The sequence below is a fragment of the Pseudomonas sp. MWU12-2319 genome (assembly GCF_023242525.1).
Classification (GTDB): Bacteria; Pseudomonadota; Gammaproteobacteria; order Pseudomonadales; family Pseudomonadaceae; genus Aquipseudomonas; species Aquipseudomonas gingeri_D.
Map to the genome: position 1 here is coordinate 167034 of NZ_JALJES010000006.1, position 16880 is coordinate 183913.

The window sequence follows — 16880 nt, forward strand, 5'->3', positions numbered from 1 at the left end:
AGGTTCGGTCCCGATCCCCGGTATCCGCCTTAGTCATATAAGCGACACCGGCCTGCGACAGGCTGGCGTGGCAGCCCACTGTGCAACAGACTAAGGAAGGGTAGTGATGCTCCGCTGCAAACCTCCGGCAAGACTTAATGCTCAAGCGCGCCATGGCGAACCGTCGATATGGGCGCTCAAGCCCGTGGCCCAGGCGATTGCCCTGTTGCTGGTGGCCGGCAGTGCCCAGGCGCAGACTGCATTCAGTGCCGGCTGGTTTGCCGACAAGGGCGCTGCCCAGGCCGCTAGTGCCGGCCAGCCGGGTGTACAGTTGCCGGGCATGCCGCCACCGTTGGCGCAACAGCAGCAGGCCAACCAGCAGTTGCAGCGGTCATTGGCCAACTTCAATAACAGCGTCGCCGCGATTGCCGCGCAACAGGCGGCGCAGGCCGCTGGCCGCCAGGCTGCCCTGGCTCGTCTGCCGACGGTGCCGGACGGCCTGGGGGAGGGCGGCCTGAAGGTCGATACCGGACTGACCCAGGGCTGGCTCAATGCCAAGGCGCCGGTGCAGACCCAGGCCGATGGCAAGACCACCGTGACCATCACCCAGACTGCCGACAAGGCCATTCTCAACTGGGAAACCTTCAACGTCGGGCGCAATACCACCGTCGATTTCTCCCAGCAGTCGAACTGGGCCGTGCTCAACCGGATCAACGACCCACAGTCGCGGCCAAGCGAGATCCAAGGCCAGATCAAGGGCAATGGCACGGTCATGCTGGTCAACCGCAACGGGGTAATCTTCAGCGGTACCAGCCAGGTCAACGTGCGTAACCTGGTGGCCGCCGCCGCAAACATCAGCGACTCCCAGTTCAGCAAGGGGTTGTATGTCGACAGCACCGGCACACAACCGACCTTTACCGATGCCGTGGGGCAGATCCAGGTAGAGCGCGGGGCGCAGATCCAGACCTTGAATCCCGCGACATCCACCGACTCGGGCGGTTATGCCTTGCTGCTGGGCAGCGAGGTGCTCAACGACGGCAGCCTGGTTACCCCGAACGGCCAGGTCACCCTGGCGGCGGGCGACAACTTCTATATTCGCCAAGGGCTATCCACTGCCGGCAACCCGCGTTCGACCACCCGTGGCAACGAGGTGGCCAGCACCCTGAACAGCGGCAGCCGTTCAGGGACGGTGATCAACAGCGGCTTGATCACCGCGTCCACCGGCGATATCACCTTGACTGGCCACCAGGTGCTGCAAAACGGCGTGATCGCCAGCAGCACCTCGACCAATACCCGTGGCACGGTGCACTTGCTCAACTCGGCGGGTGACAGTACCGGCAGCATCACCCTGGGCACGGGCAGCACCACCGCTATCCTGCTCGATGCCAGCACGACCGGCCTGGACAGCCAGCGCGCCGCCGCACTGGCCGCACTCAACGGTAGCCCCAGCAACCTGATCACCGGCAAGTTCGATAACCTGAGCAGCGTGGTCGACCGCATCGAGCAGTCTCGGGTGGAGATCGTCAGCGGCGGTACCGTGGATTTCCAGAACGGTTCGCTGACCCTCGCCACCGGCGGCCAGGTTGCGGTCAGCGCAGGGCAACGCAGCCTGGTGCGCGACGGCTCGATCATCGATGTATCCGGTGCGGTCGGAGTCAAGGTGGCCATGGAGGCCAACTCGATCAAGGTCAACGTGCAGGGCAACGAGCTGCGTGACGCTTCTGGCAACCGTGATGCAGGCAAGCTGAGCAGCAGCGATGTCTGGGTCGATGTGCGTGACCTGGTCTATGTACCGGCCGGCACCGACGGTTACCCCACGGCGCGTTGGTACACCGCCGGCGGCTTGTTGGAAGTCAGCGGTTACCTGGGCACGCAAGGGCATGGCGTCGGCGAGTGGATGGCCCAGGGTGGCACCCTGACGTTTACCGGCAAGGATGTGGTCACCCAGCAGGGCGCCCAGATCAATCTGTCCGGCGGTACCCTGGATGTGCAAAGCGGTTATATCAAACAGACCTGGCTGACGGGCTCCGACGGGCGTCTGTATGAGTTGTCCAGCGCCCCGGGCGACCTGCTCTACACCGGGGTCTACAAGGGGTTCGCCGATACGAGCGTGCGCTGGGGGCAGACGGATTATTACTACAATCCGTTGATCGCTCCGCGCCAGCGTTACGAGCTGGGTTACACCGTGGGTCGCGACGCCGGCAACCTGGTGATTTCGACCGGCAGCGCGGTACTTGAAGGTCAGGTGATCGGTGATGTGTATCAGGGGCCTCAACAGAATCAGGCCGCCAATCCGACCCTCGATGGTTATCAGCAATCGCAGACGGCGGTGGCTCGCCGCGCGCAATTGATCGCCGGCACCTACACACCGATCTATGACCCGATCGCGGGGGTGGTCAATTACAACCTCGGCGCCAGCCTGAATCAGGTCAGCTTCGCGGCCAACCCGACTGCCATCGCTGCGGGCGTGGACCTCGGTTCAGTGGTCCCGGTTAGCCGGCAGGGCACGTTGGTGCTGGACACCAACCAGCTCAACGGTTTCCAGCTGGGCGCAATCAAGGTCGCCGCCAAACAACAGATCGAGGTCGATAACAACCTGAGTGTCACCAATGGCGGCACCATCACCCTCTATGGCCCGCAAGTCACGGTGAATGCCGACCTGACGGCCCGTGGCGGTACGCTGCAATTGGGCAACGTATTGAATCAGATCGACCCTAATCAGTCGTTCAAGCTGCGAGACACGCTGATCGCAGCCCCCGGCAGTTCAGTGGCCAGTACCACCGTGGCCGCGGGTGTAACGCTCAACACCGCGGGCCTGTGGACCAACCAGTTGCTGGACTCGACCGACAACCAGGGCCTGCCCTATGTCAACGGCGGCCTGGTTTCCCTGCGCAGCAGCGGCAATCTGAGCCTGCAGGCCGGAAGCCTGATCGATGTGTCGTCCGGCGCGGTGTTGCAGGCCAACGGCAAGCTCCTCGGCGGCAAGGGGGGCAGCCTGATCCTGGCGGCCAATGCCGGGGGCTTCGGCGTGGGCGGTGTGCTGAGCCTGGGCGGCGATATTCGTGCCGTGGGTGTCAACGGCGGCGGCACCTTGACCCTGCAAAGCAGCCAGGTGGTGATCGGTACGCCGACAACACCGGTAAGCGGTGCGGTCGAACTGGACGGTGACTTCTTCAAGCAAGGTTTCTCGGCCTACGACATCACGGGTAACGAGGGGCTGACCGTCGCCGACGGTACTCAGGTGGACGTGAGCCAACCGGTCTATCGTCTGGGCGACAATGCCACCACCGTCGCTTCCGGCAGCGACCCGGCGCAGGCGCTGCAAATCTGGACACCTGACCTCTATCAACAGGATCCGCTCAAGGGCGTGCTGACTCAACGGCGCGGCGCCAGCTTGAGCCTGAAGGCCGGTACGCTCAACCCCACGGATGCACAGCGGGCAACCACTGTACTGACCGTGGGCAGTGGCGCGGTGATCAGTGTCGATCCGGGTCAGGCCATCAGCCTGGGCAGTATTGGCCAACTGACCGTGAACGGCACGCTGAATGCCTGGGGCGGGAAAGTCAGCCTCAATGAAGTCGGTGCCGTGGACCCTTCGCAGGATGTAAATGGCACAGGTAATAGTCGCTCTATCCTACTTGGCGATGAGGCGCTGATCGATGTCGCGGCAAGGGCGGCCACCGCAGTGGACATGCGTGGGCAAGTCTACGGCCAGGTGTCCGGCGGCGGCTCCATTGTCATCGGCGGCGGTGCAATCAATGCGGCGGCCGGCACCGCCACGGCGGCCGATCTTTTTATCGTGGTGAGCAAAGGTGCACGCCTGGAGGCCTCGGGCACCCAGGCCAACCTGGATATCGCCGGTCAGGGCCGCACGCTGGTGGCCAGTAATGGCGGCAGCATTTCCCTGGGGGCCAACAATGGCCTCTATCTGTTGGGCAGTTTCACCGCCCGTGCCGGCGGCCAGGGGGCGGCGGGAGGCAGTCTGTCGGTGGTATTGCAGACGCCGCTTTACTCGCTCACTGGCGGCACAGTCCCGATAGCGACCGACCGCGTGTTGCAGGTTCGAGAACTGGTACTGGGGCAAACCGCCGACTCCGGCCTCGCTCCAGACCTCAATGCGCTGGTCTACGGCCACGGGCAACTGGCCGCCGATCAGGTCCAGACGGGTGGATTCGATAATCTCGCCCTCTACAGTCAGGGTTTCCTGTCCTTCAACGGTAATCTGGACCTTCGCTTGGGCCAGAGCCTGCAACTCTATGCTGGTGCATTCACGTTGCCGGAAAATGTGTCGGACAATATTCACGTCCATGTTGCCGCGCCTTCCCTGTTGCTCGCTGGGGTCCAGCCTCCAATCCTCTCATACGATACATCCCCCGTATCCACAGGAGGTTTTTCCAGTTCGTTATTACCGAGCCAAGCTGATTTTTCTGCCGAGGGGGCGGTGATCGACCTGCGCAACAATGTGGTGTTCGGTTCCAAAGGCTCCTTTGTCAAGAGCCGCGATGACCGGGCCCCAGTGGTGCAGCAGGTCGAGCGACGCGGTTTCGATCAGGTGAATCTGACCAGCCAGGGTGACTTGCGCTTTCTGGCAGGTATACCAACAGGTACCGCGACTCCATCGACGCAACTGATCACGGCTGGCGATCTGCATCTGAGCGCCGCGCAGTTGTATCCCGAAACGGGCAGTATCGCGGCAGTGTCAGCGGGGGCAGGGGATACACTGGGAACGCGGCTCTTGACCATAGGTCGCACCACCCAGGCGATTCCCCAACTGCCGTATTCGGCGTTTGGCAGCCTGACCCTGCTCGCCCCCAATATTGAGCAAGGCGGTGTGGTGCGCGCGCCGCTGGGGCTGATTCAACTTGGCAATGGCAGCACCAAACGCGTGGAGTTGCTGCCCGACAGTCTCACTTCCGTCAGCGGCAACGGCCTGATCATGCCTTACGGCGGGACCTCGGACGGGCAGACTTATCTGTACAACGGCCAGAACGTCACCTTGTATGGGCAGACTGGCTTGAGTGGTGGCAGTGGGATCGGCGTGGTCATGGGCGGCCAATCGGTCGTGGTTTCGGCCGGTGCCACTTTGGACCTCTCCGGTGGTGGCGACCTGCTTGGCGCCGGATTCGTTTCCGGCCGTGGCGGCTCCACCGACGCGCGCTACAACCCGCTGGTGCAAGTCAACCCCAACGGCACCTTCGTCTTGCCGGGCCTGGCGACCAACCCGGTGTATGCCATCGTGCCTGGCGTGCAGCAGGTGTATGCGCCGTCGGCGGGCAAGTCCGGCGCGCAGGATCCGGTGCTCGGCCAGCAAATCACCATTGGCGCCGGGGTACCGGGGTTGGCGCCGGGTACCTATACGCTGTTGCCTTCCACCTATGCACTGCTGCCCGGCGCTTTCAGGGTTGAATTGAACGGTCTGGCGGGTGTTGGCACGGGGGCTGGTGCACAGGCCATGCGCAACGGTTCCTGGAGCACTGCCGGGCAACTGTCGATCGCCAATACTGGCATTCGCAACAGCGTTGCCAGCCAGGTCATCCTGACATCGGCGAATGTATTGCGCACCTATTCGCAATATAACGAAACCAGCTATGACCAGTTTGCTATCGCCGATGCCTCCAGATTGGGCGTACCGCGCCCGATGATCGAAGCGGATGCGAAGAGCCTGCAACTGAACCTAGTGCAAGGTGCAACCGGCAGCGCCTTTTCGTTCGACGGCATCGGTCGCTTTGGTGCCGCTGAGGGCGGCCATGCCGGTACGGTCGGGGTGATCAGTTCGGGAGGCGCAATCGAGGTAGTATCAGCGGGAACACTTGCTCCGGCATCCTTTGTCGGGGTGACGGTAGACGATCGCAGCCTGAATGCCTTGGGCGCCGCAAGCCTGATGATCGGTGGCATGCCGGCGATCAGCTATGGACAGGGAGGAAATTACATCGGTTTGGGCTCCAACCTCAGCAGCAGCGTGGTGTTGCGTAGCGGCGCGAAACTGGCGGCTCCAGAGGTGCTGTTGGTGTCCAGCGGCGGAGCGATCACGGTCGAGCAGGGCGCCTCGATCAATACTCTAGGTATGGGGCCTACGGCATACGATGCCAGTCAGGGTTATATCTACGACCTGACGACGGTTGGCTTCCCCAGTACCACCCGCTACAACTTCCTCGGGGTTTCCAATGGCTTGCTCCAGGTTCTGGCACCTTCGTTGCCAGGTGACGCGGGCATCCATGTCGGGGTCTGCAGCTCGGCATCTTGCACGGGCCAGACCGAACTGTATTCCTCGGGCTCTATCGTCGTGGGCACGGGCAATGATTTCGTGCTTGCCGATAACGTACGCTATGGCACGCGCCACCTGACCCTGGCCCTGAGTGCCATCAACCTCGGAAGCGACCAGGCCCTGGCCGATGCCGCCACCCGCAACCTGTTGCCGGCAGGTCTGAGTTTGAATCAGAGCGTGCTGACACGCTTGCTCAAGGGCGATACCCAATACGGTGCTCCGGCCCTGGAAACCCTTGAACTGGCCGCTCACGACAGCGTGAATGTGTACGGCAGCACAACACTCGATACCTACGACCCTTTGACCGGCAAGTCGCTGCTCAGCAATCTGATCCTCAGTACCCCGGCCATTTATGGCGCCGGCGGTGCGGCTGATGTGGCGACCATTCACACCGCCGACCTGATCTGGAACGGCGCTGCCAACCCCGCTGGCAATGTGGTCGCCGGCGGTGCTGGCACAGGCAGCGGACGCTTGAATCTGCAGACCGAAACCCTGGAGTTCGGCTATGGTCCGTACGCACAACCCAATTCGGTCGCCAGCCTGGACCGGTTGCTCCTTGGCTTTTCCCAGGTCGATATCAGCGCCAGCCAACGGGTGACTGCCAACCACAAGGGCAGTCTGTCGGTGTACCAGAGCCAGGGCGCTTATCAGGCGGGCTCGGGCTTTGCCTATAGCGGTGGCAACCTGAATATCTCCACGCCCTTGTTGACGGGCGAAGCCGGCTCGGTGAACACCATCACCGTCGGTGGCGCGCTCAATGTCACGGCACTGTCCGGCACCCAGACCCGCACTGGCGGCCAGGGTGCAAAACTTTCGTTGAACGCCAACAGCCTGGCCCTGGACACCGCCGTGGTGTTGTCCAGCGGTCAATTGAACCTGACCGCTACGCAAGACCTGACGCTGGGTGACGGCGCGCAGATCGATATGGCCGGCCGAGCGATCAAATTCAATGATGTGACCCAATACAGCTGGGGCGGCGACGTCACCCTCAAAAGCATCACCGGCAATATCTACCAGGCCGCAGGTTCGCGTATCGACTTGTCGGCGCAAAACAACCGTGCCGGTCAATTCACCGCCCAGGCCGTGGACCCGGCGGAAGGACTGGTCGACCTGCAGGGCAGCATCCTTGGCAGCAGCAGCGGCTTCTACGATGCCGGAGGTACCTATCTGCCTTACCTGGGCGGTTTTGCCAATATCCAGGCGCAGCGTCTGGGGGCAAATGGCGCTGAAGACGCTTCATTCGCCGCCCTCAACCAACGCCTGAACGCCGGGCAGGTCTATGGCGCCCGTACCTTCCAGATCAAGCAGGGCAACCTGACCATCGGCAATGACCTCAAGGCCAATGCCATTGTGATTTCGCTGGATAACGGCAGCCTGCTGGTCAACGGCAAGGTCGATGCCAGCGGCGTTCAGGTGGGCAGTATCAATCTGTCGGCCAGCCAGGGTCTGACTCTGGCCGGTAACGCAGTTCTGGATGCCCACGGCAGCGGTTTGCAAGTCGACAGCCAAGGCAAGATCATCGATTCGCCGAATCGCGCCATGGTCGAGCTGAATTCCGGCCAGGAACTGTTGACTCTGGCCAGTGGCGCCACCATCGACCTAAGGGCCGGCACTGGCGTGGCGTTGGGCAGCGGGCCGGGCCAGAACGATGGCCGGGCACGCGGCACCCTGGAGCTCGATGCACCGCGCCTGGGAGGGGTCTCGGCCGGCGATATCGCCATCGATGCCAGCGGTAACCTGGCGATTCGCGGGGCGCGCTCCATCGCGGTCAATGGCACCTGGCAGTATAGCGATGCGCCGCTGGGAACCGACCCTGCGGCCAGCGGCCGACCTTACCAGGTGATCACCCAGTCTTACCTGGATGGCATCGACCGGCAAAACAGCGCATTTGTCGATGCGGCGCTGCTTAACAACAATCTGCTGCAGAACAAACTCGCGGGTTTGTATAACGCTACTTATGGTGATGTTCTGCACCTGCGCCCTGCAGTAGAGATTGTCAGTGCCACGCCGGGTGGCGACCTGGTGGTCCAGGGTGATATCGACCTGTCGGGTTATCGTTACGCCAGCCTCAACCCGTTCACCCAGAAAACCGGGGTGTACGGTTCTGGCGAAGTGGGCAAGCTGGCCTTGCGCGCCGGCGGTGACCTTAATATCTACGGCAGCATCACCGACGGCTTTGCGCCGCCTCCGAAGACCGATGACGACACAGGCTGGTTGCTGTTGTCCGGGATCGACTTCTCGGGTGGCAATATCGTGGTACCCGGGGCGGGCGTGACCCTGGCCGACGGTACCCGTTTCCCGGCGGGCTCGACGCTGAACTACGATGTACCGCTCAGGGCCGTGACCCTGGTGTCGGGCACGCGTTTGCCCGTCAGCGTGACCCTGGACCAGCCATTGTCGCTGCCCGCCGGCACCGTGCTGGCTGCCGCTGTACGCGACAGCAACGGCAACCTGTTGTTCGCCGCCGGTACGCTGTTGACCCAGGCACAAAACCTGCCGGCCGGCACACAACTGGATGCCGGCACGCTACTAAGCGCCGATACCGCCCTGCGTGCATTCAGTTGGCCGAAGGGCGTGGCGTTGCCGAGCATCGCCGGCAGTTCCCAGTCATCAACCAATGTGCTCACACTCAATGGTGATCTGGCCCTGGCCCGCGGCGCACTGATTCCTTCAGGGACCAATGTGCTGCTGCCGGGCGGCGTGGGTTCGGTGCAACTGCGCCCTGAAGTCGCCGGACGCCAGGGCGAGCTCTGGGGCATAGCCCCAATGCTTGCCGAGGGCTCCCAATCATGGTCATTACGTTTGGTGGCAGGAGCGGACACCTCTGCGGCGGACAATCGTGTTGTGCAAGTTAGTCCTGTCCATGGCGACCTGCAGCTCGCCGACAGCCATTATGGTATGTATCGCGTTGGGACTCCGGTCTACACCGCACAAGGATCTCTTGATGCTTGGGGTGATCTCAGCATGGTTGGCCAACCTGTTGATTTCGTTGCCATAGGTTGGCCAACGTTCTGTACTGATATACCTGGAGATTGTGGAATAGATCCAAACGGGCCCTATACAGTCAAGGCGGGTAGCTCGCGCTTCAGTGTCATCCGCACAGGGGCTGCCGATCTTGAACTGGTGTCCGGCGGCAATTTGAGCATGGATTCGTTGTTTGGCGTCTACACAGCTGGCACGTCCTCCAGCGTGACTTCGGCCAATGACCCTTATAACCAGCCTAGGGCTCTGGGCCCTAATGGAACCGTCCTCAGTAGTGGCGGCGACAATCTGGTAAACGGCGGCAGCGACAGTGTTTATCGCGCCTGGTATCCCGGGGGCGGTGGTAACCTTACGCTCAAGGTCGGTGGTGATTTGAGTGGGAATATTGTCTTGCCCACCAATAATGGGATAACCAAACCCAATGGAGATACCGACCATGATTCGGCTAGTACCTCCGACTGGCTTTGGCGTCAGGGTAGTGGCAATGTCAATACAGGAACCTCACCACAGCCGACTGCATGGTGGATCAATTTCGGTACCTACGCTGCATCGCTGAGCGCCCCTCCCGGTGTCGATCAGATGCTCGGCTTTACCGGGTTCGGTACCTTGGGCGGCGGTAACCTGAACGTTCAGGTTGCAGGCAGTGCGGGTATCTTGGCGGGCATGGCTGGTCATGACATCGGCGGCGATAGTGTCAACCCGCGTACCCAGGGATTGGTATTGGCCGTGGGGAGCACGGGGCGAGTCGCCGCCGATGGCAGCGTGCAGGTGACCGGGGGCGGCAACCTGACCTTGAGGGTGGGTGGGGATCTGAACCCGGCAGCGACCGCCGCCATCAACAATCAGGCCACCGACGATCAGAACGGGGTAATCACCAACTTGCGTGGTCACGTCGTATTGGACAGCACCACTGTTGGCGCATTGACACTCTTGTATGGCAGTAACGACAGACAGCAGGCGCCTGGAGAAACCCGTGGCTACACAGCCTTCACTTCAACGCGAAGCCTTGCGGGCGGGGGCCTGACGTTGGTACCGGGAGATGCAACCTTTGACCTGTCGACGTTGGGCGATCTGGTCGTACAAACGGTGAGCGACCCAGGGCGCGTCGTTGCGCTGAATGCGTCGCCTTACCTGGCCAGCGATGGCAGCCATGGCAATGGCCTGAGCTGGTTCTCGCTGTGGACCGACCACACGGCCATCAACCTGTTCTCAGCGGGCGGCAACCTGACGCCAGTGTTCGCAGGGGCGGCCTCCGACAATGCCGTGGTCTATCCTTCTATCCTGAATGGCATTGCCGCGAACGGCAGTATTTATTACGGTGATGCGGCCAACAGCAACTCTGCTGCTACCGTTGCCGCCGCGCTAACCCTGGCGCCCTCGAACAAAGGGCAGTTGCAGCTTCTGGCCGCCAATTCGATCTATGGCGGTAATCTGACGATCAGCCAATCCAGCGCAAACCCGGACGCGCTGACCACGCCTGAACGGCCTGCATTTGTTGCACAATCGTCAAGCGGTCTTCCAATTGCTGGCAGTAGCAATCTATCGGCGGATGGCAACCAGCTCTTCTTCGGCAGCGTCGGGCCTTTGTTCGCGTTCGGTCCCGATAGTGTTTCTGGACAGTGGAACCCAGACGCTGAGCCTGCACGCTTCTATGCGCTGACTGGAGACCTGATCGGGGTAAGAACGGGTCGTATCGTTACTTACAGTGTTACCTCCGATTCCCGTTATGGTCAAACCTGGTATGAAGGCGGTGGACCGGTCTGGATGCAGGCGGGGCGAGATATTGTCAGCAGTGGTAGTTCACCTGCCGGAGAAGTCGACTATCGAAGTACCTATCGAACAGTTGGCAACCTCTTCGTCCAAAACAACCCCACCGACATCTCCCTGGTCTCGGCCGGTCGCGACATCCTCTACAGCAACTTCAATGTCGCCGGTCCCGGCACCCTGGTGGTCAGTGCGGGGCGCAATGTCCTGATGGCGGACAAGACCAGCATTACCAGCCTCGGCGCCGTGGTACCTGGCGACTCCCGCCCGGGCGCCAGCATCGTCATGCAGGCCGGCGTCGGCCCCAACGGTCCTGACTACCAGGCCTTTATCGCCCCCTACCTGGACCCGTCGAATCAGGCCCAGGCCGGAACGCCGCTGGCCAGCCAGCCGGGCAAGGTGGCCAAGACCTACGACACCGAACTGGTGGCCTGGCTCGGCGAGCGTTATGGCTTTACCGGCAGCGTCGACGAAGCACGAGCCTATTACGCCGCGCTACCGGCCCAGCAGCAGGACATCTTCGCCCGTACCGTCTACTTCGCCGAACTCAAGGCCGCCGGCCGCGAGTACACCCTGGCCGGCGGTGTTCGCCAGGGCAGCTACCTGCGAGGCCGCGATGCGATTGCCGCGCTATTCCCGGAGAAGGACGTCGCCGGCAACCCGATCCTCTACCAGGGCGCGATCACCCTCTACGGCCCATCGGGCGTGCACACCAACTTCGGCGGCGATATCCAGATGCTTGCCCCCGGTGGCGGCCTGGTGTTCGGCATCGAAGGTAGCGCACCGCCGTCCACGGCGGGGATCGTCACCCAGGGCCAGGGCGATATCCAGCTCTTCGCCCAGGACAGCATCCTGCTGGGCCAGAGCCGGGTCATGACCACCTTCGGCGGTTCGATCACCGCCTGGTCGGCCGAAGGCGATATCAACGCCGGTCGCGGTTCCAAGACCACCGTGGTCTACACGCCGCCCAAGCGGGTCTATGACACCTGGGGCAACGTGAGCCTGTCGCCGGCGGTGCCGAGCACCGGGGCCGGTATTGCCACCCTGAACCCGATTCCGGAGGTGCTGCCGGGGGATATCGACCTGATCGCGCCACTGGGCACAATCGATGCGGGGGAGGCGGGGATCCGCGTCTCGGGCAACGTCAATATCGCCGCCTTGCAGGTGGTGAACGCGGCGAACATCCAGGTGCAGGGCAAGTCTTCGGGCGTGCCGGTGGTGGCCTCGATCAATACCGGGGCGATCACCTCGGCCAGCGCCGCGGCCACCTCGGCAGCCCAGGCGGCCGACAACGTCGCACGCCAGCAGCAGGCCAGCGCGCGGCAGAACCTGCCGTCGGTGTTCAGCGTGCAGGTCCTGAGCTTCGGCCAGGAACACCTGGAGCCTTCGCGCGACGGTGCCAGCCGCGGCACGCCGAACTACAACCCCGACAGCCCGGTGCAAGTGCTGGGTGCCGGGCCGTTGAGCGAGCAGGCCCGGGCCCGCCTGACCGAGGAGGAGAGGGGCAATCTGACCTTGTAATGAACCGATGTTTCTCCTCAGGGGCGGCCGTACTGGCCGCCTTTTTTTTGCCTGCGAAACCGTCTTCCACACACCTCGAACGCCGCCATGGAATGAAGCTTTTATGACAAAAGTTCGGTAGCACAAGGCCAGCCCGGTCATGGATATGTGAAGCGGTCAAGGGCACGCAAGGGGACCTGTCCCCATGCCATGGCAAGGCCGGCAGAGAGACGAGGAGAACTATGGAACGTTACTCGAAAGTGGGCATGCAGGAACTGGATCAGCGTTTGTCGAAGATCGTCGAGGCGGCCCGCAAGAAGCCCGTCTCGGTCTATCGCTACGGTGCGCCCTGGGTCTGGATTGTCTCCCAGGACGACTGGCAGGGCGCCCTGAAGGAAGTCTCCAGCTATATCCCGCCCGGCCATTCCCTGGTGTTGCTGCGTCCGCAGATCGACGACCTGCTCGACGACGATCGTGAACTCCTGCGCTCGCTGAATGCCGACTCCGGCATGCAGATCGCCCCCCAGACCGTCATGCACATCCTCTTGCTGCAACTGCTGTATTCGGTACCCAGCGAGCAGCAACTCTACGAGCAGCTCAATTACAACCTGCTGTTCCGCTGGTTCGTCGGCCTCGACCTGAACCAGAAGGTCTGGAACTTCAGTGTGCTGAGCAAGGACATCGCCACGCTGCTGGATCACCCACAGGCGGTGCTGTTGATCCAGAAAATCATCGGTGAAGTGTTCTGCGGCGCCTTGCTGCAGATGCCGGAGTTCTCCCTGAACTTCGCCCAGCTGCATACCTGGCTGGCCCGGCACCCGTCGATATCGAACGTGAATAACTGAAGTGTCCGGGGTATTGACCCGGGCCCATGCGGCCTCGACTGCGTTCGTGGCCATTTTGAATCAAGGGGGCGGTGTGGAGCATTTGTTCTTCAAAAGGGCACGACCGGGACTGGCCGGGCACTGGCTGCCGGTGTGTGGCGGCCTGGTCCTGGCGGTGCTGGGGCGTCCGCTGCTGGCCGATGACGCGCCGGCCAAGCTGGTCGACGTCAACGAATACGTCGTGCGCGGCAACACCGTGCTGCAAACGCGGGATATCGAGGAGGCGGTGTACCCGTTCCTCGGTCCGCAAAAAGCCCTGAGCGATATCGAGGGCGCCCGCGAGGCCTTGCAGAAAAGCTACCAGGCCAAGGGTTACCAGTCGGTGTACGTCGAGTTGCCGGAGCAGAAGGTCGAGGGCGGCATTGTCTACCTGCAGATCAGCGAAACCAAGGTCGGCCGGGTCCGGGTGGTCGGTGCCCAGCACTATTCGCCCGTGGAGATCCGTGACGATGTCCCGGCCCTGAAGGAAGGCGACGTCCCCAACTTCGCCCATGTCCAGAGTGAACTGGCGGCGCTGAACAAGAGCCCCGGTCGCCAGGTCATGCCGCTGGTCCGCGAAGGTCAGCGCCCGGGGACCATGGACGTCGACCTGCAAGTCGACGACAAGAATCCCTGGCACGGCAGTGTCGGCCTGAACAACGACCACAGCGCCGACACCAAGGACCTGCGCGCCGTCACCTCGATCGGCTACGACAACCTCTGGCAGTTGGGCCACAGCATCTCCCTGACCTATTTCACCGCACCGGAGGACCAGAGCAATGCCAAGGTCTGGTCCGGCTCTTACAGCGCACCGCTGAACGACCGCTGGGCCGTGCAGTTTTCCGGTTACCAGTCCGACAGCAACGTCGCCACCATCGGCGGCAGCAACGTGCTCGGCAAGGGCCATTCCTATGGCGTCTCGGGCATCTACACCGTGCCGGGGGGCGGCATCTGGTCCAACTCGCTGTCCCTGGGGGTGGATTTCAAGGACTTCAAGGAGCAGCTCAAGCTCGGCGGCAGCAGCGACACGGTGCCGCTCAAGTACGCGCCGTTGACCTTCGGCTACAACGGCTACCGCTACACCGAGAAATCCCAGCTGGGCCTTGGCCTGAGCCTGGTGGTCGGGACCCGGGCCTTCTTCGGCTACGGCAGCAACGACCAGGAATTCGACAACAAGCGTTATCGCTCCAGCCCCAGCTTCGCCGTGCTCAAGGGTGACCTGAGTTACACCCAGGACATTTTCGGCGAGTGGCAGAGCGCGTCCAAGACCTCGTTCCAACTGGCCTCCGGGCCACTGATTTCCAACGAGCAGATGTCCGCCGGTGGCGCCACCTCGGTGCGCGGTTACCTCGCCGCGGAAGTCACCGGCGATCAAGGCTTTCTGTTTTCCCAGGAGCTGCGCACGCCGTCCCTGGCCAAGTACCTGGGTAGCTATGTCCAGGAGTGGCGCTTGTATGCCTTCGCCGAGGGTGCCCAGTTGTACCTGCGCGAGCCGCTGCCTGAACAGAAGGCCGATTACAGCCTGGCCAGTGTCGGTCTCGGCACTCGGGCCAGCCTGAGCAAATGGCTGTCCGGCAGCCTCGACTGGGGCTATCCGCTGGTCAATGGACCGAACACGCAGAAGCAGGACTCGCGTTTGCATTTCAGCCTGCAAGCGACTTTCTGAACCTAATTACGGAGCAATTTTCATGCAGCGCCTGATGATATCCCTGTTGATCTGCCTGGGCCTCGCGCTCCCGGCGACCGCCAATGCCTGGTGGCAGGACGACTGGCACTACCGCAAGCAGATTACCGTCGACACCACGCCACAAGGCGCGGCGATCAACGACGCTCCCGGCCGTAGCAGCCTGCTGGTGCGCCTGCACACTGGCAACTTCACTTTCGACGGGGTCAAGGAGGACGGCTCGGACCTGCGCTTCGTCGCGGCGGACGACAAGACCCTGCTCAACTACCAGATCGAAAGCTTCGACCCGCTGATGGGCATGGCGCTGATCTGGGTCGATGTGCCCAAGGTCGAAGGGGGCCAACGCCAGGACCTGTGGATGTACTACGGCAACGCGAAGGCACCGGCGGTCAGCAACGGCCAACTGGCGTTCGATCCCAACTACACCGCGGTCTATCACTTTGACGGCGCAGCGGGCACGCCGCCGAAGGATGCCACTGCTTTCGCCAACAACGCGCAGAACGCCACCGGCAGCCGTATCGACGGCGTGATCGGCGGTGCCTTGCAGTTGGGCGGCCAGGCCTTGTCGCTGCCGGCCAGTCCGTCGCTGCAATACAGCGCCGGCGGTGCCCTGACCCTGAGCGCCTGGGTGCGCCTGGACCAGGCCACGGGCGAGCAGTCGGTGATCACCCGCCGTGAAGGCGGTCATGCCTTTGTGCTCGGTGTCAGCCAGGGCACGCCATTCGTGGAGGTCAATGGCCAGCGCGGGGTTTCGACCCAGGCGCTGAACCCGGGGCAATGGCAGCACCTGGCCGTCACCGTCCAGGGCAGCAAGGTGACGCTGTTCGTCAACGGTCGCGAGACCGCGAGCCTGGCCCAGGAAGTCCCTGCGTTCAACTCGCCGATCGCCGTGGGTGCCGAGTTGCCGGTCGCCGCCGCCGATCCGGCGGCTCCGGTCGCCGCGCTCTACCAACCCTTCCAGGGCGCCATCGACGAACTGCGCCTGTCCAAGGTCGTGCGTCCGGCCGCCGCGCTGCTGGCCGATGCCATGTCCCAGGGGGCCGAATCGAAGCTGGTGGCCTATGGCGCAGACGAAGAGCAGTCGGGCTTCGGCTTCGGCAGCCTGGGCTTCCTGCTCAAGGCGGTGCCGGCGGACGCCTGGGTGATCATCGCGGTCCTGGTGCTGATGATGTTCCAGTCGTGGTTCATCATGATCCGCAAAAACGGCACCCTGGGCCGGGTCAGCCGGGCCAACGAACTGTTTCGCGAGCAATTCGCCCAGATCGGCACCCGCCTGGAAATGTTTGCCGACGACCAGGACCTGGCCCGACGCCTGGAGCATTCCTCGCTGTGGCGCCTGTACCTGGTGGCGGTCAAGGAGATCCGTACTCGCCGTGCCCAGGGCGCCGATACCTCGACGGTCTCGGCGGCGACCATCGAGGCGATCCGCTGCTCCATGGACGGCGTGCGCACCCGGGAAAACCAGCAACTGAGCTCGAAGCTGTCGACCCTGTCCAATGCCATCGCCGGCGGCCCTTATATCGGCCTGCTCGGCACCGTGCTGGGGATCATGGTGGTGTTCCTCGGCACGGCCATGGCCGGTGACGTGAATATCAACGCCATCGCCCCCGGCATGGCGGCGGCCTTGCTGGCCACGGCCATGGGCCTGTTTGTCGCGATCCCGGCGCTGTTCGGCTACAACCGCCTGATCACCCGCAACAAGGAAGTCAGCGCCGACATGCGGGTGTTCGTCGACGAGTTCATCACCCGCCTGGCCGAGATGCACGGCGAGAGCCACTCCCACGAAAACGCCCAGCGCCGTGGCCTGCATGCCGATCAACCAACCACGTCGATTCCGGCCTGA

Annotated in this window: 4 protein-coding genes; all 4 read left to right on the forward strand. The window is 62.9% G+C overall.

Going from position 1 to position 16880, the window contains the following annotated elements; all coding sequences use genetic code 11:
• Positions 1–106 precede the first annotated feature (106 nt).
• Positions 107–12511: a filamentous haemagglutinin family protein gene (locus M5C01_RS12320; RefSeq protein WP_152738887.1), complete on the forward strand. Its 12405-nt coding sequence runs from the start codon at positions 107–109 to the stop codon at positions 12509–12511.
• 221 nt (positions 12512–12732) lie between these two features.
• A complete protein-coding gene (locus M5C01_RS12325; RefSeq protein ID WP_152738889.1) occupies positions 12733–13335 on the forward strand; it encodes a transposase in 603 nt (200 codons plus the stop codon).
• Positions 13336–13408: 73 nt separating this feature from the next.
• Positions 13409–15019, forward strand: coding sequence for a ShlB/FhaC/HecB family hemolysin secretion/activation protein (locus tag M5C01_RS12330; RefSeq protein ID WP_248764321.1), 1611 nt, complete (start codon positions 13409–13411; stop codon positions 15017–15019).
• Between the two features lie 22 nt (positions 15020–15041).
• Positions 15042–16880, forward strand: coding sequence for a MotA/TolQ/ExbB proton channel family protein (locus M5C01_RS12335; RefSeq protein WP_152738891.1), 1839 nt, complete (start codon positions 15042–15044; stop codon positions 16878–16880).